Source organism: Pseudoalteromonas sp. 2CM39R (assembly GCF_023161845.1).
The window spans coordinates 278,769-303,417 of the sequence record NZ_JALNTM010000010.1; the positions used below are offsets into that span (position 1 = coordinate 278,769).

General features: G+C 42.4%; 17 protein-coding genes. 9 read left to right on the plus strand and 8 right to left on the minus strand.

The annotated features are described in order from the left end of the window. Positions 1–320 precede the first annotated feature (320 nt). The gene (locus MTF66_RS22365) at positions 321–1,469 is read left to right on the plus strand and encodes a serine hydrolase (protein ID WP_248528838.1); all 1,149 of its coding nucleotides are present in this window, start codon (positions 321–323) and stop codon (positions 1,467–1,469) included. Positions 1,470–1,487: 18 nt separating this feature from the next. Here MTF66_RS22365 and MTF66_RS22370 read toward each other — a convergent pair whose 3' ends face one another. After that, the gene (locus tag MTF66_RS22370; protein WP_374237576.1) at positions 1,488–2,678 is read right to left on the minus strand and encodes an alpha/beta hydrolase-fold protein; all 1,191 of its coding nucleotides are present in this window, start codon (positions 2,676–2,678) and stop codon (positions 1,488–1,490) included. A gap of 214 nt (positions 2,679–2,892) precedes the next feature. Between MTF66_RS22370 and MTF66_RS22375 the strand changes: the two genes are divergently transcribed. Continuing rightward, positions 2,893–4,362, plus strand: coding sequence for a M20 family peptidase (locus tag MTF66_RS22375; protein WP_248528840.1), 1,470 nt, complete (start codon positions 2,893–2,895; stop codon positions 4,360–4,362). Positions 4,363–4,388: 26 nt separating this feature from the next. On the opposite strand, the gene MTF66_RS22380 is transcribed toward MTF66_RS22375, so the two are convergent. Then, entirely contained in the window at positions 4,389–5,591 is a 1,203-nt protein-coding gene (locus MTF66_RS22380) for an AraC family transcriptional regulator (protein WP_248528842.1), read from the minus strand. 214 nt (positions 5,592–5,805) lie between these two features. Between MTF66_RS22380 and MTF66_RS22385 the strand changes: the two genes are divergently transcribed. Beyond that, entirely contained in the window at positions 5,806–8,109 is a 2,304-nt protein-coding gene (locus MTF66_RS22385) for a TonB-dependent receptor (protein WP_248528843.1), read from the plus strand. Between the two features lie 54 nt (positions 8,110–8,163). Here the strand turns inward: MTF66_RS22385 and MTF66_RS22390 are convergent, their stop codons facing one another. The 3 genes from MTF66_RS22390 to MTF66_RS22400 all read right to left on the minus strand — a co-directional run bounded on the left by MTF66_RS22390 (position 8,164) and on the right by MTF66_RS22400 (position 12,567). Beyond that, a complete protein-coding gene (locus MTF66_RS22390; RefSeq protein ID WP_248528845.1) occupies positions 8,164–9,750 on the minus strand; it encodes an amidohydrolase family protein in 1,587 nt (528 codons plus the stop codon). Positions 9,751–9,880: 130 nt separating this feature from the next. Next, positions 9,881–11,701, minus strand: a complete 1,821-nt coding sequence (gene glmS, locus MTF66_RS22395; protein ID WP_248528847.1) for a glutamine--fructose-6-phosphate transaminase (isomerizing) — start codon at positions 11,699–11,701, stop codon at positions 9,881–9,883. 95 nt (positions 11,702–11,796) lie between these two features. Further along, complete coding sequence (locus MTF66_RS22400) at positions 11,797–12,567, minus strand: DeoR/GlpR family DNA-binding transcription regulator (protein WP_054552250.1); 771 nt, start codon at positions 12,565–12,567, stop codon at positions 11,797–11,799. 154 nt (positions 12,568–12,721) lie between these two features. Here MTF66_RS22400 and MTF66_RS22405 point away from each other — a divergent pair, with 154 nt between their 5' ends. Further along, positions 12,722–13,249 carry a sugar O-acetyltransferase gene (locus MTF66_RS22405; RefSeq protein ID WP_248528849.1) on the plus strand — a complete coding sequence of 176 codons (528 nt, stop codon included), beginning with the start codon at positions 12,722–12,724 and terminating at the stop codon, positions 13,247–13,249. Between the two features lie 116 nt (positions 13,250–13,365). Here MTF66_RS22405 and MTF66_RS22410 read toward each other — a convergent pair whose 3' ends face one another. The 3 genes from MTF66_RS22410 to MTF66_RS22420 are packed head-to-tail and all read right to left on the minus strand — an operon-like array spanning position 13,366 to position 17,730. Further along, a complete protein-coding gene (locus tag MTF66_RS22410; protein ID WP_248528851.1) occupies positions 13,366–15,762 on the minus strand; it encodes an ABC transporter permease in 2,397 nt (798 codons plus the stop codon). A gap of 1 nt (position 15,763) precedes the next feature. Further along, the gene (locus MTF66_RS22415; RefSeq protein WP_175080575.1) at positions 15,764–16,465 is read right to left on the minus strand and encodes an ABC transporter ATP-binding protein; all 702 of its coding nucleotides are present in this window, start codon (positions 16,463–16,465) and stop codon (positions 15,764–15,766) included. A gap of 11 nt (positions 16,466–16,476) precedes the next feature. Beyond that, positions 16,477–17,730 (minus strand): efflux RND transporter periplasmic adaptor subunit, encoded by a 1,254-nt coding sequence (locus MTF66_RS22420; protein WP_248528853.1) that lies wholly within the window; start codon positions 17,728–17,730, stop codon positions 16,477–16,479. A gap of 230 nt (positions 17,731–17,960) precedes the next feature. Between MTF66_RS22420 and MTF66_RS22425 the strand changes: the two genes are divergently transcribed. The 5 genes from MTF66_RS22425 (at position 17,961) to MTF66_RS22445 (ending at position 23,762) form a co-directional block, all read left to right on the plus strand. Beyond that, positions 17,961–19,364 carry a sigma-54 dependent transcriptional regulator gene (locus MTF66_RS22425; protein WP_248528855.1) on the plus strand — a complete coding sequence of 468 codons (1,404 nt, stop codon included), beginning with the start codon at positions 17,961–17,963 and terminating at the stop codon, positions 19,362–19,364. Between the two features lie 3 nt (positions 19,365–19,367). Then, a complete protein-coding gene (locus tag MTF66_RS22430) occupies positions 19,368–20,672 on the plus strand; it encodes a PAS domain-containing sensor histidine kinase (protein WP_248528857.1) in 1,305 nt (434 codons plus the stop codon). 346 nt (positions 20,673–21,018) lie between these two features. Continuing rightward, entirely contained in the window at positions 21,019–21,558 is a 540-nt protein-coding gene (locus MTF66_RS22435; RefSeq protein WP_248528859.1) for a hypothetical protein, read from the plus strand. A gap of 118 nt (positions 21,559–21,676) precedes the next feature. Beyond that, positions 21,677–22,954 (plus strand): LysM peptidoglycan-binding domain-containing protein, encoded by a 1,278-nt coding sequence (locus tag MTF66_RS22440; protein ID WP_248528861.1) that lies wholly within the window; start codon positions 21,677–21,679, stop codon positions 22,952–22,954. A 91-nt stretch (positions 22,955–23,045) separates the two neighbouring features. Continuing rightward, entirely contained in the window at positions 23,046–23,762 is a 717-nt protein-coding gene (locus tag MTF66_RS22445; protein WP_248528863.1) for a hypothetical protein, read from the plus strand. Positions 23,763–24,649: the final 887 nt, after the last annotated feature.

The following is a 24,649-nucleotide window of genomic DNA, read 5'->3' on the forward strand; positions in this document are numbered from 1 at the left end:
TGAAAAGCTAATAAAGAAATAGCTTCGAGCTAGGCAAGAAAACGACCTGCAAAGGAACAAGTTGTATAAGTCATATTGTTTACTCCTCTACAGTGTGTGAATGGTTAAAATCGCGGCGATTGTAAACACCTTAAAAAGTGAAAGCAACTAAAAAATAATCAATCGTTGTTATTTACGCCCTTTTTAAATGTTCATCACAACGTGAAAAATGTGCAATTAAGCGCCTATGGGTTGTCATCTAGAGAAAATTTGAGCAATCTAAAAATGCCTTAAAAATAATAACAAGAGTGACCGCAAGGTTACTCAAAAAGGATACCGCCATGCTCAAACACCTTATAGCTCGTTCACTCATCAGCCTACCACTGTTGATTGCTGCCCATGTCACTAGCGCAGCTGAACTACCACAAGCGATTGATGCCGCCTTTCAATCGGCGGTGAGTGCGAAAACAGTACCGGGCATTACTGTCGCAGTGGCCGATAAATCAGGAATAATCGCGGCAAAGGGTTATGGTTTTGCCGATATAGAAAACCAAGTTTTGATGAGTCCAGAGCATAAAGTTCGCATTGGCAGTGTCTCTAAACTTATTGCTACAGCTGCTATGATGCGCCTTTACGACAAGGAATTGATTAACTTAGACAAACCTGTAACCGACTATGTAACTAACTGGCCAGAAAAACACGCAGCTTTAACACTGCGCCAACTCGCGTCACATACCGCAGGGATCCGCCATTACAAAAAAGGCGCCAATGAGTTTTTACTCAACAAATGGTATGGCGATATTGATAGCGCTTTAGCCATGTTTAAAGATGATCCCCTACTGTTTGAGCCGGGCACCAAACAGCAGTATTCAACATTCGCTTGGACATTAGTTAGCGCTGCGATGGAAGGCGCTGATCCGAAACGCAACTTTCGACAAATTATCGAACAAGAAGTCTTCGCGCCACTCAAGTTAAACGACACATATTTTGATGAGCAGTTTACCCTGATCCCACATCGTGCAAGACCTTATAGCGTTGATCAGGGCCGTTTAATTAACTCACCGCAGACCGATCACAGCTATAAATGGGCAGGCGGTGGGTTTATTGCAACACCAAGTGATATCGTCAAGTTTGCAGTAGCTCACACGCTAGGCAATTATCTAAAAGCAAACACAGTGGATGAAATGTTTACCCCTGCCACACTCAATAATGGTGAACAGGTCAATTTTGGTATCGGTTGGATGACAGGTTTCAAAAACTATCAGCAAAGAGAAAAGTACCAACATGATACTGAACTACAAGCATTGATGGCCGACATGCCACACTCGGTAATGCACTCTGGCGGTAGTATGGGTGGCATTACCATGACCATTATGTGTGTTGATCATCAACGCGCGGTGACTGTAGTTAAAAACGTCAATGGTGATAACAGCGCAGATGTATTTGCGCTTGCCCTACAAACCCTGAGCTATTATCACCAAGACCATTGATTGTTTAAGGCAGCTTAACTATAGCTGCCCTTGTAACCTCGTTTTTGTCTCTTTTAAGTAATCTGGGTAGGGATACGAGTCATCTGCAACGGCTATTGCAGCCTCGATTTGAGCTAATGCTTGGCGAACATTACCTTGCATTTCATAGCCATATGACAAAGCTGACAGTGCATACGCTGATTTAGGGTAGTTTTTGATATTGTACTTAAACACCTCAATAGCCCGCTCAAATTGCTGGTTATCCGTTAAGCTGTAACCCAGCATTCGAACAGCGCGGTCTGGTGGTGCTATTTGCTCGCCCCATTGCTGAGATAAACGTTGATAATAAGCATCAATTGATGAAACATCATCGCCTAGTGCACTCAAAGGCATATGTTTAGATAAAAATAAGCCATGGTACGCATTAAATGCCCCAGCGGCTGAGGTTAGGTTATGCGAAACGCCTGCAAAGGCATCGCTCTTAAAGCGCAAATTTTGCACCTTACTATTTTGCACCTTACTATTTTGCATCGTTTGCTGCATATCATCGTATCTTTCGCGCATAATGCCGGCTTCTTCGCCGATATTCATATATACATAGCTGTTAATGCTTTTGGCTTTAGTAACAAAGGTATTTAGACTCTTAGCAGGGGCGCCATAGTTCCACCATACCGCAGGGCTATAAGCAATGTGCGCTTGAAATAACTCAGGGTCAGCTTGCATTGCGTAAAGAGCAAATACACCCGCAGCAGAGGCTCCTGCGATAACTCTATAATCATGAGTACGATACTGTTTATTAACCAAAGGCATCAGTTCTTGCTCTACGAAAGCTAAAAACTTTGCAGCACCACCGCCTTCACCAACAGGCCCTTGTGGTTCTTTGTTCACTGTAGGATAAAAATCTCTAAGTCGATTAGTGCTTTCAATCGCAACTACAATCACCTCTGGCGCTTGATCATTTTGTTGTAAGCGTTCAAGCACAGCATTAATCAATGGTAAATTACCGGCCCCATCTAAACGGTAAATAACGGGATACCTTTTGTTTGGATGTGTTTGATAGCTTTTTGGCAATTGCACAACGACAGTGCGTTGCTCACTAAGATTACTCGATTCGATAGTATGCGTATGTTGGCTGTAATTTGTAACCGCATCATCTACAGCTGGCTGAGCCATTACATGACTAGTACAGAGTAAAAAACCACTAATACAGAGTAACTTAAATAGTCGCACGACTTATCCTTAAGAAATATTGGTAATTTTTTAAGCTAACAGAATTGCAGGTACAAACAAAGAAAAAAGAGCACCATTTCCTGAGACTTAACCTCCAATCAACAACCAAAGTAGAGTTTTTTATAGAATTTATTCTCAGTTTGCAAAACCGGAAGTAAACCAGCCATTTTTACGATTCACTCACTCTGTACTTTTCTAAATAGTGAAATAAATCATGACAATAAAAAAAATACTCACCGGCTTTGCAGCGGCTTTGCTGCTGCTAACTGCAACTATGCTATTTCGCACTTGGCAATTCAAACCCGCAGCAATCACCCCAATACCTAAAGCAAATATTGCTGTAAACAGTCAGCAGATTGCTGAACACTTATCTCAAGCGGTGCAATTTAAAACGATTTCAAAAGAGCACCGTTCTGATATTGATTACCAGCAGTTTAGGGCATTTATATCTTGGCTAGAGCAAACATACCCCGATGTTCACCAACAACTTGAGTTAAAAAAGTTTAATGATTACACCTTGCTCTTTCATTGGCGTGGTAGCGAGGCGCATAACAAAGCTATTTTATTATCTGCCCACTATGATGTCGTTCCGGTAATTGCAGGCACAGAGTCACTATGGAGCCATCCTCCCTTTGCTGGCACCATTGATAGTGAACATGTTTGGGGGCGCGGAACACTTGATGATAAAGGCTCTGCAATCACTCTCATGGAAGCGATCACTCATTTACTTGCACAAGACTATCGCCCCAAGCGAGATGTTTATATTGCGCTAACGCATGATGAAGAAATTGGCAGTAAATATGGTGCAGCAGCAATTGCTGATTACTTTGCTGATGCAGCTATTGCCCTTGAATGGTCACTCGATGAAGGCTCATTTGTACTTGATGGTATGATCCCTGGTGTTGAGCCAAAAGTGGCAAGTATTAATGTCACCGAAAAAGGCTATTTAACCCTTGAGCTAATCGCACATGCTAAGGGTGGTCACAGCTCAATGCCCCCCTCAGAAACGGCAGTGAGTATCTTAGCGCAAGCCATTGTAAACTTAAAAAATGCCCCAGTGCCCGGTGGCCTTGAAGGTATTTCGGCGCAAATTTACGATAAAATGGCTCGTCACATGCCTTTTTCAAGCCGCCTGTTATTTGCTAACAAATGGTTATTTGGCTCACTTATCGAAAATAAAATGAGTGAAATGAACTCTGCTAATGCCATGCTCCGCACAACCACTGCACCGACTATGTTATCAGGCAGTGAGAAATCAAACGTATTACCCATAGAAGCTAAAGCAAAAGTTAACTTTCGAATTCACCCACGCGATTCCGTCGAGAGTATCGTTGCCTACGTTAATGCAGTGATTGATGACCCTCGTATTGAAATTGACATTGTTGAACAATTTGAACCATCACCTGTATCAAGCAGCGAAAGCCCTGCATTTAAACTACTTGCTAATGCAGCACAAAGCATTCATGGCGATCTGGTAGTTGTACCCGGGTTAACCGTTGGGGGAACAGACAGTCGTCGCTACCAACAAGTTGCTGACGATAGCTATCGCTTTTTACCCATGACGCTAACTTCACAAGAGCTAACCGGTTTCCATGGTACAAATGAAAAAATTAGCATCGAGAACTTAACTAAAGCAGTGCAATTTTATAGCTACTTAATCAAGCAAAGTGATCAAAACCTTTAATTAAGCGCTAAATCTACACTGTGGGTTTAGCTTTTTAAACTCACAGTAGTCGCACTATTATTGCTGCGATATTGTTTAGGCGTACAACCTTGATAGTTTTTAAAGTGGCTGTAAAAGGTTGAAACCGAGTTAAAACCTGCCTCAAAACCAACTTCAGTCGCTGATAAATGTGCTTTATTAGGATCTTCTAAGATGCGAATAGCGGCTTCTATACGCTGCTTATTAATAAAATCGTAAAACGATAATCCTGCATGACCGTTAATGGTTTCGGATACATGACTCACTGAGACATCTAAACGCTTAGCTAAATCGCTCACCTTTAAACCCGCCTCTAAGTATGGCTTTTCAGTCACCATTAATTGCTGCAGTTGCTGCCAAAGTGAAGCAGCATCTACTTCAGTTAAGCTGCTTGTTTGGTACTTTTTATTGCTGCTCGATACGCTTTCTACTGGCTGGTTTTGAGGCTCTTCATTATCTTCAGCGTGGATTGTTACTTGTCTCACCCCATAATGAGCAATTAGAACGGTTGTCACCAGCATCGCAAGTTCATGCATATGACCACTATTAAATTCATTTCCTAAGAACTGGCCAGCTTCAAATAGAATAGCCAAGAGAGTACCGATTATATAACACCAGCAAATCATGGTGACCCAGCGTAAATTGATCTCTTCGATATTAGAAAAACGTCTTTTAATTTGCACTTGGTAAGATTTAAGAATCCTAATGATGATAAAGCCATAAGCTAAATTGCTGACCCAAGCAGCCACCTTATGAAGGTAACGATTTTGACGATATACATCGCATAACTCATTACTAAAACAAGGTAAAGCCAAGCTGTGATTAAGCTCAACGGGCATTTGCCAATGCCAAATGAGTGTAAAAATGAGTACTGGACTCAAATGCCATAAGTGTGTCGCTTGAAGAGTGAAATTAGGCCTTGTTTGAAACAACACATAAAAATACAGCAAAGGACCCGTCAGCATTTGAATACTGACGAGGTAATACACTTGCCCTCTGAGGGCTGGTATCTCAGCTTGCATGATGACAGCTAAAGCCAACATTGAAATCAATAAACTAACCAAGGCCATGGTATTTTTTGCTCCCGCAGAGCCGGGCCCTGCACGCCACAAAAAAAACGACAAACCAAAGCTAAAACACATACATGCGCCGATAAAAAGAGAGAACGGCTGAATAGTCAAAGGGCTAGAGAAAAACGCATTTAATGCCATAGTGATACACTTTTATTATTCTTTTTATTTTAATCTCACAGCTGCCAAAGCAGCTAAATACGGGCTTTTTAATATTACGAATTTGCAAATCAGTAAAAGCTTTAAAACTAATTCCTCTTATTTTGCAAAGCCGGAAGCACTAATAAAACTTATCGCTTAAAAGATTAACTTACCAGAAAAAAATAATAATTAATTGCTTCAAAAGGAGAGCTTGGTGGGTCATTTTAAAAAGCACAAACTTGCAAAAACAATAACCAGTTTATTAACCTTGTTGCCTATCGTGAGCCTAGCAGCTGAAACTCAGGATAGCGAACAACAAGAACAATTAGCGCTCGAAAAAATCATTGTGACAGCGCAAAAACGCGGTGAAAACTTACAAGAGGTTCCACTAGCAATATCGGTGCTCGGCAGTAAGCAAATGGACCGCGGAAATATTCAAAATATCCAAGATATTCAGCAGTCTGTTCCTAACTTGAGCATGGTCACCACTTCCCCATTCACAACCACTATCAACATGCGTGGTATTCCATCAAGTCCTAATGGCGTATTTAACTCTGGCACCAGCCCAGGCATGGGTATGTACGTAGATGGTGTGGTGTATTCGCGAGCAACAGGGTTCAACCAAGAGCTCAGTAATATTGAGCGAGTAGAAGTACTCCGCGGGCCACAAGGCACTTTATTTGGTCAAAATACCAATTTAGGGGTTATTAATATCACAACCAAAAAGCCTTCCGATATGGTTGAAGGTAAAGTAAAAGTCGACTTAGGCAATTATGGCCTTCGTAAAACAAACCTGTATTTAACAGGGCCTCTGATCGAAGACGTACTCGCCGCGAGTATTTCTTTGTTTGATGTTTCTCGAGACGGTTATGTTGAAAATAGTGCCGATGGCAGCGAGTTTTCAACACAGGACCGTCATGGTGGTCGCGCGCAAGTTCGTTACACCCCAACAGATAAACTAACCCTTGATATCAGCGCTGAATATTTAAAAGACAAGAGTATTCCTCTTGCTAATAAACTCACTGACTATGAATTAGGTCTTGGCTATTTAGGTCTTTATCCAAGTGGCATGACACCAGAAGATTTTATTACCGATGATATTCATGAAGTGTTTGTAAACCCTGAGCGCTACTTTGTAAGCCGAGAAAACTGGGGCTTAGATACAACGCTCAGTTACCAATTTGATTCTGGGTTTGAGTTTAAATCCATCACGGCTAAAAAGGTGTACGACTCAACCATTGGTACAGACATGGACTCAACTCCCGTTGATATCGTATTCAGTACCGAAACCGAAAATAACGAACAATTCACGCAAGAGTTTCAGATATTATCGCCAACGGATCATTCATTACGCTATGTAGCTGGTTTTTTCTATTTAGATAATGAAGCTGTAAATGACCAAAACTTTTTAAGTGGTACTGGGATTTATGGCATTCCAACAGGTTTACCAGAGCCGTACCCACAAAGCCTTAACTTACAACCGGGTAGCGGCCCTATTAATGGCGGCACCTTACAAACCAAAAGCAGCGCCATTTTTGCAAATATTAATTATGATTTCACTCAAGCAATTAACGGTTTTTTAGGTTTACGATACTCTGATGTAGAAAAACAAATGAGCTTTTATCAACGCGGCTGGGAAACGTCTTTGCCGGGTGTGTACTTGCTCAATTACATTGATATTCCAACCACAAATCAGACCCTTAAAGATGACTTTTTATCATGGACTGTCGGCTTAAATGGCACAATAAACGACAACAACCACGTTTACGGTAAAGTATCGAAAGGCTATAAAGAAGGGGGGTATAGCTTCCGTCCACAATCTCTACAATCAATTGGTGGCGATCCTTTAAACCCACAGATGAGTTTTGACCGTGAAGCCGTTGTCAGTTACGAATTAGGCCTTAAAAGTGATTTATTTGATCACCGCATGCGTCTAAATATGGCTGCTTTTTACTTAGACTACTCAGATATTCAAACCCGCGTTATTGACGATAATGGCACCAACAGAGTCGTTAATGGCCCATCGGCAACCAGTCAAGGTGTTGAAGCTGAATTGAGCTATCGAGTAACGAAGCAATTAGCTGTGAATGCGGCTATTGGCTATGCTGATGCAACCTTTGATGAATTTGAAAACTGCCATGCCATTGACGACTGTACAGGTAACCAACTTCCGGGAGCCGCAAAATGGACGAACAGCGTCAGCCTAAACTATGAAACCACGCTCACTGAAAATTGGGATCTGTTTGCTGGGGTTGATTATTCGTACCGCGGTAAAGTTCAAAGCGATGCGCGTAACTTATCAGCCACCGAACTTGGTACCAGTAACCTAGTGAATAGCCAGATAGGTATTGTTTCTACAGATGGCGCATGGGAAGTCATGCTGTGGACTAAAAACCTGCTCGATGAAGAAATTGAGGTTAGTAAAGCAGATAAAGCAACGTCTGAACTGAGTTTCAGTGATGTCATGTATGCTCCCCCAAGAACATACGGCGTTTCATTCACTTATAACTTTTTTTAAACACAAAAAAGCCGGCTGATTAGCCGGCTTTATTATCATTCAATGATTAATAAATTAAAGCGTATGACGCAATATTTGCCCGGCGCTTTTACCCGTCATGCCATCCGGTGATTTAATGACTTGGCCATTAATAATGACGTATTGAATTCCTTCTGCGTACTGATGAGGTGCGCTAAACGTTGATTTATCAGCAACCGTCTCAGGGTCGAGTATGACGATGTCAGCAGCATAGCCTTGTGCTATCACTCCTCGGTCAGTTAGGCCCATTCTTGCTGCAGGTAAGCTGGTCATTTTACGTATTGCATCCGGTAACGAAATCCCCCCTTGTTCACGCACATAATGACCAAGTACTCTGGGGAAGGTGCCGTATCCTCTTGGATGGGGGTTGCCTTTACCAAGTTCTGAACCACCCGCATCGGTGGCGATTGCAGTAATTGGGTAAGCCATAATGTACTTAACATCATCTTCATTAATAGCGTGGAAGATCCCCTGAGCACCGCCATTTGCTTGAATTTCCATGGCTAGTTCAGCGGCTTCATCAATACTTTGCGCTCGCCCTTCACGTTTTAATACTTCAGCAAAAGTTAGCCCATCCCATGCAGGGTTTGCCGTATAATGCGCTATTTGCAGCCTTGCGGGGTCACCACCGCCTCTGTCTTCACTGATATTTTTGATCAAGCCTTTTTTTATTTTTTGCCTTAACTCTGGATCTTGTAGGCGCTTTTCAACTTCAGCTTGGCCACCAGCCAATGACCATGCAGGAAATAAAATAGCAAATCGCGTAGAAGAAGCCGTGTAAGGATACTGATCGAGGGTGACATCTAAACCCGCTTTGCGAGCATCACGGATCATCTGAATAGTGTGCTTACTCTCACCCCAATTTGGATGACCAATCAGCTTATGATGAGAAATATGCACAGGAATACCGGTCTCTTTTGCAACATCGAGCACTTCATTCATCGCCGTGATAATCTCTGCGCCTTCATCCCGCATATGAGAGGCAAAAAACCCATGCTGAGCATGAGCGGTTTCGGCAAGCACCTTTACCTCAGCAAAGTTTGAGTACACACCTGGAACATATTTAAGCCCAGTCGATAAACCAAACGCCCCCTGTTGCATCGCATTATCGACCAGCACTTGCATTGCTTTTAACTCATCAGCAGTGGCAAGGCGCTGCTCTTCACCCATTACAGCTTTTCGAACATCATTATGGCCAATTAATAAGGCTAAATTTGGCCCTAGAGGTGAACGCTCGGTTTGCGCAAAAAATTGCTTAAAGTCGACAGGAGAAAAACCACAGTTACCGCCCAAAATAGTGGTAATACCTTGCTGCACTAAGTTATCGAGCCGAGGCAGCTCTGCAATTGAGCGCTCAGCATGGGAATGTAAATCGATAAAGCCCGGCGCTACAACCTTGCCTTGGGCATCTATAACTTGTTGAGCTTTGTCAGCCGCCATATCACCAATTTTAGTGATCTTGCCACTTTCAATACCGACATCTGCGTGAACCGCTTTGCCGCCAAGACCATCGAGCAACATCGCGTTTTTGATGATGAGATCAAAAGATTGCCCATAAGCAATCCCTGAGCTGAGCACTAATACAGTCAATCCTATTGAGGTTAAAACACTGCGCTTTTTCATTGTTATTATCCTTAGCCTGAGTGTTTAACCATCCTAATCAATTGCAATAAAAATTGCATCAGTGAACAGTAATCAAGCAAATTACAGGCACAAAAAAGCCGGCTGATTTGCCGGCTTTCTATGCTTTAAATTACTCAACCGTTACCGATTTTGCTAGGTTTCGAGGTTGGTCTACGTCGGTGCCTTTAATAACCGCAACATAGTATGAAAGCAGCTGTAGTGGAATTGTATATACAACTGGAGCAATCACGTCATCCACATGGTTTACGTTGATTACACGCATTGTTTCGTCAGATTCAAACGCTGAGTCTTTATCTGCGAATACATAGATAATACCGCCACGGGCACGTACTTCTTCTACATTTGATTTAAGCTTTTCAAGTAGCTCATTGTTTGGTGCCACAACAATGATTGGCATGTCAGCATCAATCAAAGCAAGAGGGCCATGCTTGAGCTCACCCGCTGCGTATGCTTCGGCGTGAATGTATGAAATTTCTTTCAGCTTAAGCGCACCTTCCATCGCGATTGGGTATTGTGAACCACGACCTAAGAACAATGAGTGGTGCTTATCAGCAAACTCTTCAGCTAAATCTTCAATCCCTTCGGCAAGCAGTAATGCTTCTTCTAACTTGTTAGGAAGTGTTTTGATTGCATTTACAATCGCACCTTGCTCTAGGCCTTTTTCTTGGGCAATAGATGCTGTTAGCATTAATAAGCCAACAAGCTGTGTGGTGAAGGCTTTAGTTGATGCAACACCAATTTCAGCACCGGCTTTAGTCATAAAGGCTAAATCAGATTCGCGTACTAGTGATGAACCCGGTACGTTACAAATGGTCATTGACGCCATGTAACCTTGCTGTTTTGCAAGACGAAGTGCAGCTAGCGTATCGGCTGTTTCACCAGACTGTGAAATGGTCACAAGTAAGCTGTTTTCATGTACAAATGATTCGCGGTAACGGAACTCAGAAGCAATCTCGACGTTACAGCTCACGCCAGCAAACTGTTCAAGCCAGTAACGAGCAACCATACCTGAGTGGTATGAAGTACCACAGGCAATAATTTGCACGTGTTTTACATCTTTAAAGATTTGCTGAGCGCTTTCACCAAAGGCATCAATTGCTACAGTGTCATTAACTAGGCGGCCATCAAGGGTGTTACGCACAGCAAGTGGCTGCTCGTAAATTTCTTTCAGCATGTAGTGACGATATTCGCCTTTACCTGATGCATCTTGCGTAATGTTTGATTCAATCACTTCGCGCTCGACTGCATCACCGTTTGCATCAAATATTTCAACACTGTCACGGGTAATACGAGCAACATCACCTTCTTCAAGGTAAATAAAACTGCGAGTAACAGGTAATAAAGCAAGCTGGTCAGAGGCAATAAAGTTCTCACCAAGACCTAAACCAATCACCAGTGGGCTACCTGAACGCGCTACGATGATTTCGTTGTCGTTCGCTTTATCAAAAACAACCGTACCAAATGCACCTTCAAACTGCTTAACAGCAGCTTGTACAGCTGCTAAAAGTGTGTCGTGCTGTTGGCGAAGTTGGTGAATAAGGTGCACCATAACTTCAGTGTCTGTTTCTGATAAAAACTCATAACCGTCGCCTTTAAGCGCATCGCGTAGGCTGGCATGGTTTTCGATAATACCGTTATGAACGAGGGCAATTTCGCTATTCGAAACATGTGGATGAGCATTCGCTTCAGTTACGCCACCATGGGTAGCCCAACGTGTATGTGCAATACCGGTAGTGCCTTTTACAGCGGCTTCATTCAGTGCCGCTTCAAGGTTAGCAACCTTACCTACTGCTTTTACAGTGTTAAGCTCATTACCTTTAAGTAAAGCCACACCTGCCGAGTCATAGCCACGGTACTCAAGGCGCTTTAGGCCTTCAACAAGAATTTTATTTACTGGGCGTTCTGCAACAGCCCCTACGATTCCACACATAATCTCTCCTTTTGCACATGCCAAAGTGTTTTACTTTGGGCGAGATGTGTTGTCATAAATGATGCGTAATAAGATGTTGTCGGTCTTATTACGGGTTATTCAATTTCTGCACAGATCAGTTGTACACCACATGCTGTTATCGCCTCGCGCTTGTCTGCGCTTAGGTTGTTGTCTGTGATAACAGTGGTTACACGCTGCCAAGGCAGTTCTAAATTCGGTATTCTTCGGCCAATTTTTTCTGACTCTACCAGCACCACTACCTCACGGGCTGCTTCAGCCATCACTTGGCTAAGCCCCACTAATTCATTGAAGGTTGTAGTACCTCTATCAATATCAATGCCATCGGCACCAATAAACAGTTGGTCAAAGTCGTAAGAGCGTAGAACATTCTCTGCAACTTGGCCCTGAAACGATTCTGAATGTGGATCCCAAGTTCCGCCGGTCATCAAAAGTGTTGGCTCATTTTCTAATGAAAGCAGTCGGTTAGCGACATTAATAGCATTTGTCATCACCACTAAACCGCGTTTACTAGCAAGCTCAGGGATCATCGCCGCTGTAGTGCGACCGCTATCAATGATGATGCGGTTATGATCTTTAATAAGCTTTGCAGCCGCCTGTGCGATTGCCATTTTGCGAAGCGAGTCGCTTTTCTCGTTGCTATTTGCAACGATTTCTTGCGGCAATGCAATAGCGCCACCGTAACGGCGTAGTAACAAGCCACTTTTTTCAAGGGCTGTCAGATCTTTACGTATCGTCACTTCAGAGGTTTGAAACTGCTCTGCTAACGCTTCAACAGCAACTTCACCAAGTTCATTCACTTGGCTTAAGATAGTATGGCGACGTTGTTGAGTGTTTCGTTTTGTCATAAAGTGAACCACATAAGTTTCGTTTCGAAAGTTTTGAGATTTTAAACGAAACAATATAAATGGCAAGTGAATGATCGTTAACCTACACAGCTTTATTTTGATCTTCATCACCAACACGCTAAGCTATTGGCAAATATAACCATGAAAATGCCCCATGAAAGAGTTTAATAGCCTCGATAAGTCCTTACTCGAACAACGAAAAAATGCCCATGAAATTTGCCGTTTATTTTCCAAAAGCCCAAGTAAAGGCAATTTAAAACGACTAAAAGGCATGTTTGATCACTGTGGCGAGCAGGTTGTTATAGAAGCGGGTTTTCATTGTGATTATGGCAGTGGTATTAAAATAGGTGATCGAACCTTCATAAATATTAACTGTACTGTACTCGATGCGCCGCTAACTGATGCGCAAATTACGATAGGCGATGACTGCTTAATAGGCCCTAATGTGCAAATACTCGCGGTATCGCATGCAGTAAACCCAACCGAGCGTTTAGCAAAAGCTAACTTTGCAGCACCGATTAGCATCGGCAACAATGTATGGATTGGTGCAGGCGCGATTATACTTGCGGGTATTAAAGTTGCTGATAATTCAGTGATTGGCGCAGGGGCTATAGTTACCAAAGATGTCGCGGCAAATACTCTAGTAGCAGGTAACCCTGCGGTGAAGGTCAAAGACCTTTAACTCTCATACCGACGCGCTAAAGCACACCCTACGTAGGTTGTCATTTATGGCAACACATTTAAAACTAAAAAAGCCCAGCCGTATTGCTGGGCTTATAGTTGGGAGTTAGTTAACTGTTATTCATATCGTAAGATAAGTGATGGTCTGGTGCTTGCGGCCTTAAAGGCTAAACTTGCAACAGTAACCCAAGTAATGGCAGCCACCGCGACGGCGGCAACTAAATACACCCATACAGCTTGTTCAATGCGGTCATTAAAGTTCGCTAACCAATCACCTACCAAGAAGTAAGTCACTGGATACGCAATAGCAATACTTACCGCCACCAGCACTAAGAACTCTTTAGCAATGATATTTACGATACTTATTCGTGATGCACCTAGCACTTTTCGAACGGCCACTTCTTTTTGACGACGCACTGTTGCAAACGAAGCCAAACCAAAGGTACCTAAACAAGTTAAGAACACAGCAAGACCGGTAAAGATTAAAACTACATTCGAAATTCGCTCATCACCTTTTAACAGGGTTTTGTAGTTGTCTGCGAGTAAGTTAATTTTTGGCTCATAGATATTGGCTGAGCTTGCTAATACTTCAGCGATCTGCGCTTTAATATAAGGCAAGTTTTGCTGATCAATCGTTAAAATTAATTCTGATACAGGTGATAAAAAGTTAAAGCCACACAAGAACATAATATTTGAGTTGGCATCTTTAGCATTACCTACTTTTACATCTTCAACCACACCCACAACACGCATATCTACGCCGCGACCTGAGTCTTTAATTACCTTACCGATAATGTCAGTCATGTTAGTGTAACCCGCTTGCCTTGCGACAGATTCAGTCACAATAGTACCCGTGCTTGTTACTCCATTTGCACGGCTTGCCCAATCACCAGCAAATTCACGACTAAAGTCACGACCAGCAACCAGTTTTAATCCTAGTGTTTTTACAACATCGTAGCTTGCGCCAACAACAGGCGTTAAGCTGCCAGACGCTTCACCATTTGGCCACGTTGGCATAAGTGTATTATTGATTGAAACGGTTAAACGGGTATCAATGACTGTTGTTTGCTGTACACCTTGAATTGCACTAATACGGTTAACCAAGGCATTTTTTTCTTTTGTGAATACTTCGCCTACAGGTAGCTCTGAAATAACCAATCTTTGTGTTGTTTCATAGCCTAAAGGTAAGCTTTGTAAGTAAGTTAATTGCTTTAACAAAGTAATAGAGGCAATGATTAAACCTATTGCTAGTGAAGCCTGTAAGGTTAGTAAGCTCTTACGAACCCATATTGCAGTATTACCGCGTTGTAAGTCTCCACTTAAAACGCGTTTTGCACTGAATGACGAAATAAAGAATGCAGGATAAAGCCCAGCTAATATGCCCACAGCAATTGCGACCACAATAATTGCAATGCCAAATTCAGAGGCATAATTCACGACCAATTCGCGGTCTACTAGTTGGTTAAAGTTTGGTAAAAGTAGCTCCACTAAAGCACATGCAATCACCATTGAAAGCATTGATACCAACACAGATTCAGATAAAAACTGCGTTACTAATTGGCCTTTACTTGCGCCAAGCGCTTTACGCACACCTACTTCTTTTGCACGTTTAGTCGATTGAGCGACGGTCATATTGATGAAGTTAAAACCTGCAATAAGAATAAGTAACACACTTAAACCAACACAGATCATGACCACTTGTTTAGCACCACCTGCTTTCATCTCAAATGGTGATTTTGCCGTTAGGTGCAAATCAAGTAATGGATGCAGCTCTAAACTAACTTGCTCTAGCATCGAATTGCTAAAAAAGCGCTCTGTTAAGGTTTTAGCTAATGCATCGGTATCGGTGCCCTCAGCTACACGCATATAAACATAACTACTGTTGATGTCTATTTTGCTTGGATCATGCTTAACATAAACAAGGTTTTTAAAGGCAAAGTGAGTGTTGTCTGTTAAGTCTGCAAACACGGCACGCACTGTGTACTGCCCTTGTTCATGCGTTAGTGTTTCACCAATCACATCAGTGCGGCCAAAAATACGCAGTGCTTCTGATTCACTTAAAGCGAGGCTATCTGGTGTACTCATTGCGGTTTTTAAGTCACCCGCAATCGTCTCCATAGCAATAAAGTTTTCAATATTTGCTGTAGCACCATATAAGGCATTTAACTTATAGCCTTGGTTGCGGTAACTCACATCAACCATGGCTTCACGAGTCAGCTCGACCATAGTTAACCCGAACACTTCTTCAACTTGGCTGTAATCTTCGGCCTGCTTTGACTGCACATAATTAAAAATAGGCACCACAGCTAAACCAAGTTTTGAGAAGTCTTGGCCAATGCGATAAACACGCTCAGCATGTGGCTGTTGGCTATCGTACGAAAGCTCATTTTTTGCAAATAAAGCAACTAGAATTGCCGCAGCTAAGCCCACACTCAAACCCAGAACATTTAAAATAAAGTGCTGTTTTTGGTTTTTAAACGCGCGCAGTGCGGTGATCAAATAACTTAAAATCATGTTATGCCACCTCTGCTGTTTGTTGAGCACGGTTTGCTTTATCAACCATCACTTGGCCATCTAGTAAGCGCACTAAACGGTCAGCATAATTGCCTTCTTTTTCTGAGTGGGTAACCACAATTACCGTGGTACCTTCACGATTTAGCTCACGCAGCATCGCCATGACTTCATCACCATTTTTTGAATCAAGGTTACCCGTAGGCTCATCCGCTAAGATTAGCTTTGGATTAATAACAAGAGCTCGGGCTACTGCTACACGTTGCTGCTGACCGCCCGATAGCTGCTGCGGTAAGTGATCTGCTCTATGGTCGATTGCAACACGTTTTAAGATTGCTTCTACTCGCTGTTTGCGTTCACTCTTTGAGATATTTTGATACTGTAAAGGCAGCTCAACGTTTTCAAATACTGTTAATTCATCAATTAAGTTAAAGCTTTGGAAAACAAAACCAATCGACGCTTTTCTAAGTGTTGCTAATTGTTTTTCACCAAACCCAGCTATGTCTTGGCCTAAAAATTCAAAACTACCTGCTGATGGCGAATCCAACATACCTAAAATAGAAAGTAATGTTGATTTACCGCAGCCAGAAGGCCCCATAATGGCAAGAAACTCGCCTTCGTTTACCTGTAAGTTAATGTTATTAAGCGCTGTTGTTTCAACATCTTGAGTACGGAATACGCGTGATAAGTTAGTTAATTTAATCATTGTTTTTATCCTTAAAATTGTAGTTGTTGTGCTTTATCAAAGTTGCTGTAGCTAGAGGTGATCACGCGATCTCCGGCGCTTAGGCCACTTAACACTTCATAATAGTTTTGATTCTTTTTGCCAAGACGAATGTCTTTCCGTACTGCACGGTTGCCATCTTTTTCCATGACATAAACCCAGTTACCTCCTGAGCTGGTAAAAAATGCGCCGCGTTCAAGTAATAAAGCAGTGCCTTTGTTATCACCTAGCATCAGCTGTACATCTAGGCTTTGCCCACGCTTTATGTTACTCGTGCCATTGGGTAAATCGACTTCAACCTGAAACTGTGATTGCTGAACACGGCTATCAATTTTGCTAACTGTTGCCGCAATTTCGCCTTGCTCGTGTTCAATAAGCACTTGCATACCTGTTTGAACTTGGCTCAGGTAAAACTCATCTAGTCTCACAACTAGCTTGTATTCATTAGGAATATCAATCTGCCCGAGGCGAGCACCACGGCCTTTTGATTCACCAATTTCAACATCAAGTTCACTTAAATAACCATCAGCAGGTGCTGTTACGAGTAGGTTTTCAAGGTTCTTACGCGCAAACTGTAGGTTTTTCTCTAGCATGTCGGCACTGTCCTTTAGCTGAGCTACCTGAACTTCACGAATGCTGTTTTCTTGCTTTTGACGCTCAAGGGTTAGTTCTTTACGAGCTTTGTAATACGCTAAGTCTTCTTGAATTTCAGATAATTGCTCTTGTGCTAACACACCCGTTTTCACTAGCGGCTGAGTTTGTTTTAAGCGACGCGATAAATGTGTGATTTTAAGATCGATTTCAAGCAAATCTCGGCGTAAGTTTAAACGGCTGGTTTCCATATTCATTTGCGTGTTACGTAAAAAGTTAAGTTGCTCAGTCACTTGTGCTTCACGGCTCATTACATCAAGCTGCAAATTGGTATTGCTTAAACGCACAAGCGGTTGGCCTTTTTTAACAAATTCACCCTGCTCAACAAGTCGCTCTTCAACTTGGCCTCCGGCAATGGTGTCGAGGTAAATTGTAGTGCGAGGCATAACCTGACCACGAAGACTTAAAGCATCAACAAATTCACCTTGTTGTACTGTGCTAATCGTTAAGCTTGTTGCGGTTACTTGCTGACTACGACCTGCTTGCTCAGTTTGCGTGAAACCATAAGCTGCAGCCGCAACAGCTAAGCATGCAGCTGCTATTACTGATTTCTTAAAAAATGCTTTGTTATTTGAGCGTGTAATTTTCTTATCCATGTTGACGCCTTTAAGTTATCTAGGTGCTAATTACCTATAGATAAAACAACTCTTGTGCCAACTTTTATTTTTATTAAATTACAACAACTTATACAAAAATCAACAAATGTGTATATAATCAAGTGTCCGCTTATAGAACACTTCAAAACCCATATATCGTCCATAAATGGACACTTTTACTATTTTCAATTAGTCTTAGTGTTCCCATAAAGGAATAATAATAAATAGCTATGAAACAAGCAGGATCAATTCTTATCGTCGATGATAACCCCGATGTGCTTATCGCCGCACGATTACTCTTAAAGCAGCATTATCAGGTTGTAAAAACCACAGATAACCCCTTTGATATCGAAGGTATCATTAACGCACAGCATGAGGCAGATCAGGCTATAGATGTTGTGTTACTCGATATGAACTTCACGCAAGACTCAATTAGTGGCAAAGAAGGATTCTACTGGCTAAAAAAGATCATGAGCCAAGACGCTAACATTGCGGTACTGCTTATGACGGCCTACAGCGATATTAAGCTAGCTGTCGAAGCAATTAAAGCCGGTGCCTCTGACTTTATTGCCAAGCCTTGGCAAAATGAGCAATTACTCGGTGCTGTAGCGGCGGCATTTTCACACGCTAAAGACAAACAGCAAGTTGGTAAACTCACAAAGCAAAAACAAGCCTTGCAGCAGTCAATCGGCAATCAACCATTTGAGTTTTTAGGCCAAAGTGATGCCATGCAGCAGGTTTTTTCGGTGATCGACAAAGCAGCCAGCACCGATGCCAATATATTGATTAGTGGCGAAAGTGGCACAGGTAAAGAACTCACCGCACATGCAATCCACAATGCAAGCCAGCGCCAAAGCCAACCCTTCATAAGCCTAGACATGGGCTCACTAGCCGAAAGCCTGTTTGAAAGCGAACTATTTGGCCATAAAAAAGGCGCGTTTACTGGCGCGAAAGAAGATCGCATAGGCCGATTTGAGCTGGCTCATGGTGGTAGTTTATTTTTAGACGAGCTAGGTAATTTACCGCTTAACCAACAAGTTAAACTGCTCGCAGCACTACAAAACAGGCAAATAACACCGGTTGGTGGTTCAAAAGTCATCGATATTGATATTCGTTTGATCTGTGCAACCAATGAAAACCTCGAACAAGCAGTTACTGAAGGCAAGTTTAGGCAAGACTTACTGTACCGTGTTAATACCGTAGAGATCCGTTTGCCAGCTCTGCGTGAGCGCAGTGAAGACATTCCATTACTGTGTAACTACTACTTGCAGCACTTTGCACATAAATACAAACGTGAGCTCTCGATTGCGGCATCTGATATGACACGTTTAAGCCAGTATCATTGGCCAGGCAATGTCCGTGAACTTGCCCATGCAATTGAGCGAGCAGTCATCCTATCAGAAGGTACAGAGCTCGATATAAGCTCAGTGATAAGCTCACCAAATGCTGCTGTTAGCACAAGTGAGCTCTCTTCAAACGCCACTGACTACGACACTTTTGATCTTGAAATCATCGAGCAGAGAACCGTGCGTGCAGCTTTAAAGCATTTTCAAGGGAACGTGAGTCATGCAGCAAAAGCGCTCGGCCTAACACGCGGAGCCATGTATCGTCGTTTAGAAAAATACGGACTTTAATCTATGCGAAACTTTATTATCTTAGCCAGCCTGTTAGTTGCATTAATAGGTTTATCAATTACTTTGTTTTGGCAAATAGAGCAAAGCGGGTTTTCTGCAATTTCGGCACTTTTAGTAATTTTAAATTTGGTATGTGCCGCGCAAATTTTTAATTTATTTAAACGCCAAACAAGGCGTGCAGATATGGTGTTTCGCGCTTTAGCGAATGGAGACAGCACATTAGGCTTTGGCGACCAACACCCTATGCAGCAGCAATTTGAGCAGGTTAAACAACAAATTCAGGCTGCGCGTTTTAATGCAGAGCAACAAGCCCAGTTCTTACAAGCACTATTAATTCATATCGATTTAGCAGTATTAGTATGTGATGAACAAGGCACTATTATTGAAAGCAATCCGGTGGTCAGCCGTTTACTTGGACAAGCTGTAAAGCACATTGATGATTTGGGTGTAATAGCCAACCTAGTTCAAGACGCTAAACAAAATAGCCGTAATACCGTGCCATGGCAAAATGGCGAGCAGCACGATACGCTTTCTGTGCAAATCAGTATTGCCGAAATACAAGGTAAAGTTCGTAAAGTGATCAGTTTGCAATCTATTCATGATCAGCTGCAATTAAAAGAACAACAAGCTTATAAACGCCTCACCAAAGTACTAACCCATGAGATTGCTAATTCGATTACGCCACTCTCTTCTTTAGCACAAACTTGCACGGCGCTGCTGCCAAATGAGCTTAGTTTTGATGATCAGGAAGATAAACAAGACTTGCAACTCGCCCTAACAACACTCGCATCACGAACCGAGCATTTAGGGGAATTTATAGCGCAATTTAAAAAGGTTAGTAGCTTACCCGCCCCACATTTACAGCCACACATTCTGGCAGATCTTGCCAAGCAAGTTGTTGCTCTGCACTCACAACAAGCTAAACAACTTAATATTACGTTGAATTTATCGGTGCAAAGCCAACAGTTAGTAATGATAGATAGAGGCCAAGTTGAACAAGTAATAATAAACCTGCTTACCAATGCCCTTGATGTACTAAAGCAGTTAAATAATCCAGAGTCAGCAAAGTGCATTGAAGTAAGCATTGCACAAAATGCTAATCAGCAACTGTATTTAGAGGTCAGCGACAATGGTACAGGTATCAGCGATCATGTGATTGAGATGATTTTTGTGCCATTTTTTACTACCAAGCAACAAGGCTCAGGAATAGGCTTAAGTTTATCGCGCCAGATCATGCTCAATCATGGCGGCGATTTGGTATATATCAAGCGCCAGCAAGGATCCTGCTTCCGCTGCGTGTTCGGCTAACTTACATAGTTAGAACAATTACTTACAATTTGCTAAGGCGCTGTTTGGTATCATGTACCTATTAACGTTTAATGGATTCTAGGGCGTGTTGACCTTTTTTGATTGAAATTTGTTCACTCTAGGGGTGATTTAATCGCGGCGCGAGATTTGTAACCTAGTGGGCTAAGTAAAAATCGAGCAACAAAGAGTTAATCGCCCCTAGGAAGAACCCGAAGGGCAGCGCGTGTTTGGCATTGATGCTGCGTTATCGCCTATTTATGTGGAACAACCACACTACATAGGCTCTGCCTTGCCTAAATACCAAACACACTGCTGCAAAATTAATCATAAAAGGACAACACGCCCTATGAAGTACCTCGCCTTAGCACTCTTTTCTTCACTAACCTTCATTCCTGCTACAAGCTTTGCTGGTATTTATGACAGCCCAGATATGAACCTGTTTGTTAAATCAGAGCATAATAGTACTGATTCAATCACCTCAGCCGGCATCGAAGTTATGGCTAAAAATAACTACAGCAATTTCGGCGCAGCATTTACAACAGCACTAGGCTCAGCAGAAGTATTTACTAAAAAAGGTGATCGGGAGACATTTCTAACCTTAGATAGCGGCATCAAGTTTGGTTATTTCAGTGACTTTTTTGTCTATGGCGAAGTGGGCTTAGATTTAATTGAGCTTGCTGTATACGACGACCGCGATGACCACGACTACAGCGACCGCTATGATGACGACCACAATAATATTGATGGCTATGTTGGTGTGGGCATGGGCGTGGACTCAAAGCCATTCAGAATAGAGATCTATGCCAGAGCCCGAGAAATAGACAGCCGCTATTGGGAAGCGCAAAACCATGGTTATGCTGGGTTACAAGTTAGTATTTCGTTTTAATTTCAATTGGGTGAGTAAGTTAGCGAGCTGTTAATCTAATGGTCATTTTTAGCTCACCCTATGTTAAGCTTAGGCGCTTTAGTTTACCCGCACCTAAGTTAACGGAGTATTTTAATACGTGTTTTTAAATCGATTTTTAGGCCTTGTTGTTGTTTCTATTATTGTAACAGGCTGTCAGACTGCCCCTGAGTCACTTCCCGAAAAGAAGCCCATCATCAAAGCCAATCCAGGCACTGTGGTTGCAGAAGCTAAAACAGCACAAGTAGACGCGGTGACACCGCTCAAACCAAGTGAACTTGATGACGTATGGCAGCGTATTCGCATTCAACTACAGTTTAGCGATTCAAGTCACCCAGATGTGCAAAAGCGCATTGCTTGGTACCTTACTCATCCTAATTACATGGAAGAAATAAGCCGCCGTGCAGAGCCGTATTTGTATCATATCGTTACAGAAGTAGAAAACCGTGACTTACCAATAGAACTCGCTCTAATGCCGCTTATAGAGAGCGATTTTGATGCCAGTGCCTATTCGCACAAACATGCATCGGGTTTATGGCAACTCACCCCCTCAATCGCCAAATACTTCAAAGTAAAAATTACCCCTTGGTATGATGGTCGCCAAGATGTGATCGACAGCACCCGCGCAGCTTTGGATTTTATGGAATACCTTTATAAACGCTTTGATGGCGATTGGTATCATGCTATTGCTGCCTACAATATTGGTGAAGGGCGTGTATTACAGGCAATTGCTCGTAATAAAAAACAAGGTAAGTCGACGGACTTCTTTAGCTTAAAGCTACCATCGCAAACCAAACAATACGTGCCTAAGTTACTGGCCGCAGCACAATTATTAAAACACCAAAAAATGATATTCCCTGCGATTAAGAATGAGCAGGCTATTGCGACCTTACCAGTAACTGGTGCAGTGATCTTGGCAGACAAAGCGAAATGGCAAGAGCTTGAAGAGCTAAACCATGGCGTTATCCGATATCCCGCGGTGATTGATGCGCCACATATTGTGGTCCCAAAAGATCAGCAGGCAAGTTATCGAACTCTATTAGCTAACCAAAAAAGCAATGATTATAGCCAGTGGCAACATTACACAGTAAAGCGCGGTGATAGCTTAAGTGTCATTGCAAAGAACTATAAAGTAACAGTTAGCCAGCTGAAAACCTTCAATAACCTAAAAACAAACACCATTCGTATTGGTCAAAAACTGATATTGCCGCAATTGGCTGATCAGCAAATCGAATATAAGGTGAAATCTGGCGATAGCCTGTGGAAGATAGCAAAGCAATACAAAGTCAGTATCACTAAACTCAAACAATGGAATAACCTTTCAAGAGATAGCTTAAGAGTGGGTGAAAAGCTCACCGTATTTATCTCAAATAGTTAATAACAAATCAGGGAGTTTTACTCCCTGTCTCTTTTATCTATCCAATTAAAGTTGTATCTTTATTAGTCTATAAAAACAACAATTAATAATCATGGATAATCAGCAACAGGACGCAAGCTGTTCAACCGTTAAATCAGAACAAGACACTAACGTTGAAGAGCAAACAAAAACCACCCAGCAAAACACTCAACCAGACAGCAATCAGCGCAAGGCATGGTTTACCAACGAGCGGCTAAACCTATTTCTCGCACTCTGTGCCATTATTATCTCCGCAGCCTCCTTTTATGCCACTTACTTACAAGCCAGCGCCGCAGAACGACAAGTAAAAGCCGCAACCTGGCCATGGCTCGAAGTGATGACGGGGAATTTTAATGAAGAAAAAAATTCTGAAGAAATTACTTTTTACATTAAAAACTCAGGATCAGGCCCAGCCATTATTAAATATGTAAAATTCTTCCACGATGAAAAGTCGTACAAAGAGATATTTAAAGTAATAAAGGACTGCTGCTTTGATATCTATGCTTACCAAGAGCAATTAAATAAGTTGCAAAATGAGTCACCAGAGATCAATTTCTTTGAAAAATTTGGTTGGTTGTATACCGGCGTTAGTAATAACCGATTATTAGCCTCAGGCGCTGAACTTAATCTTTTTGGTTTTAAGAAAACAGGCTTCAATGCAACTCAGTGGGACAAGGTAAATAACCAACGCTTTAATATTAAAACTGAGATCTGCTACTGCTCGTTGCTAGAACAATGCTATCTAAGCGATGGCCGCGGCGATGTGAGAGAAATACAGCAGTGTGAGTAAGTTAGCAAGTTACGAGAGTAAAGTTAGCAAGGGGAAAGATACGAGCTAGAAAGAGTAAAGTTTGAGGGTCTGGCGTAGGTTGGGTAGAGCGAAGCGAAACCCAACACAGAGCTATCAGCTTTCAGCCGTCAGCGATCAGCCGCGTGGTGGAGATGTTTGGTGCTGCGTCTTCCTCTAACGAAGGCTCTAGGTTCTAGGTAAAGTGTACTTGTAGGTATGGCTTTAGCCATGAATGTGTTTGTTATGGTCTGAATTCGGCACTGAAGTGCCTCCTACGGGGATGTTGCTGAGGGAGTCTCTGTACTAAACAACCCGAGAGTTCAACTTTACCCTTGCTAACTAGCAACTCGCTAACTCATGTTGGGTTTCGCTGTGCTCTACCCAACCTATCAGGAGGATGAACAGGGTGAGCTTAGAATGATTCTGTACTAAACAACCCCATAGTTCAACTTTACCCTTGCTAACTAGCAACTCGCTAACTCGTGTTGGGTTTCGCTTCGCTCTACCCAACCTACCAGGAGAATAAACAGGGTGACTGCTGAGGATGACTCTGTACTAAACAACCCCACAGTTCAACTTTACCCTTGCTAACTTGCAACTCGCCAACTCATGTTGGGTTTCGCTTCGCTCTACCCAACCTACCGGGAGAATAAACAGGGTGACTGCTGAGGGAGTCTCTGTACTAAACAACCCCACAGTTCAGCTTTCCCCTTGCTAACTAGCAACTCGCTAACTCATGTTGGGTTTCGCTGTGCTCTACTCAACCTACCTCAAGAAAGAATAGGGCACGTTGTGTGGATAGCTCTAAATGCAAAAAAGCCCGACTCTTTCGAATCGGGCTTTCTCTTATTTGGAGCCTGGCGATGACCTACTTTCACATAGCAGCT

Coding starts and splice junctions, on each gene's coding strand:
- MTF66_RS22365 (WP_248528838.1), top strand. CDS start 321: ATGCTCAAACACCTTATAGCTCGTTCACTCATCAGCCTACCACTGTTG.
- MTF66_RS22375 (WP_248528840.1), top strand. CDS start 2,893: ATGACAATAAAAAAAATACTCACCGGCTTTGCAGCGGCTTTGCTGCTG.
- MTF66_RS22380 (WP_248528842.1), bottom strand. CDS start 5,591: ATGGCATTAAATGCGTTTTTCTCTAGCCCTTTGACTATTCAGCCGTTC.
- MTF66_RS22390 (WP_248528845.1), bottom strand. CDS start 9,750: ATGAAAAAGCGCAGTGTTTTAACCTCAATAGGATTGACTGTATTAGTG.
- glmS (WP_248528847.1), bottom strand. CDS start 11,701: ATGTGTGGAATCGTAGGGGCTGTTGCAGAACGCCCAGTAAATAAAATT.
- MTF66_RS22400 (WP_054552250.1), bottom strand. CDS start 12,567: ATGACAAAACGAAACACTCAACAACGTCGCCATACTATCTTAAGCCAA.
- MTF66_RS22405 (WP_248528849.1), top strand. CDS start 12,722: ATGAAAGAGTTTAATAGCCTCGATAAGTCCTTACTCGAACAACGAAAA.
- MTF66_RS22410 (WP_248528851.1), bottom strand. CDS start 15,762: ATGATTTTAAGTTATTTGATCACCGCACTGCGCGCGTTTAAAAACCAA.
- MTF66_RS22415 (WP_175080575.1), bottom strand. CDS start 16,465: ATGATTAAATTAACTAACTTATCACGCGTATTCCGTACTCAAGATGTT.
- MTF66_RS22420 (WP_248528853.1), bottom strand. CDS start 17,730: ATGGATAAGAAAATTACACGCTCAAATAACAAAGCATTTTTTAAGAAA.
- MTF66_RS22425 (WP_248528855.1), top strand. CDS start 17,961: ATGAAACAAGCAGGATCAATTCTTATCGTCGATGATAACCCCGATGTG.
- MTF66_RS22430 (WP_248528857.1), top strand. CDS start 19,368: ATGCGAAACTTTATTATCTTAGCCAGCCTGTTAGTTGCATTAATAGGT.
- MTF66_RS22435 (WP_248528859.1), top strand. CDS start 21,019: ATGAAGTACCTCGCCTTAGCACTCTTTTCTTCACTAACCTTCATTCCT.
- MTF66_RS22445 (WP_248528863.1), top strand. CDS start 23,046: ATGGATAATCAGCAACAGGACGCAAGCTGTTCAACCGTTAAATCAGAA.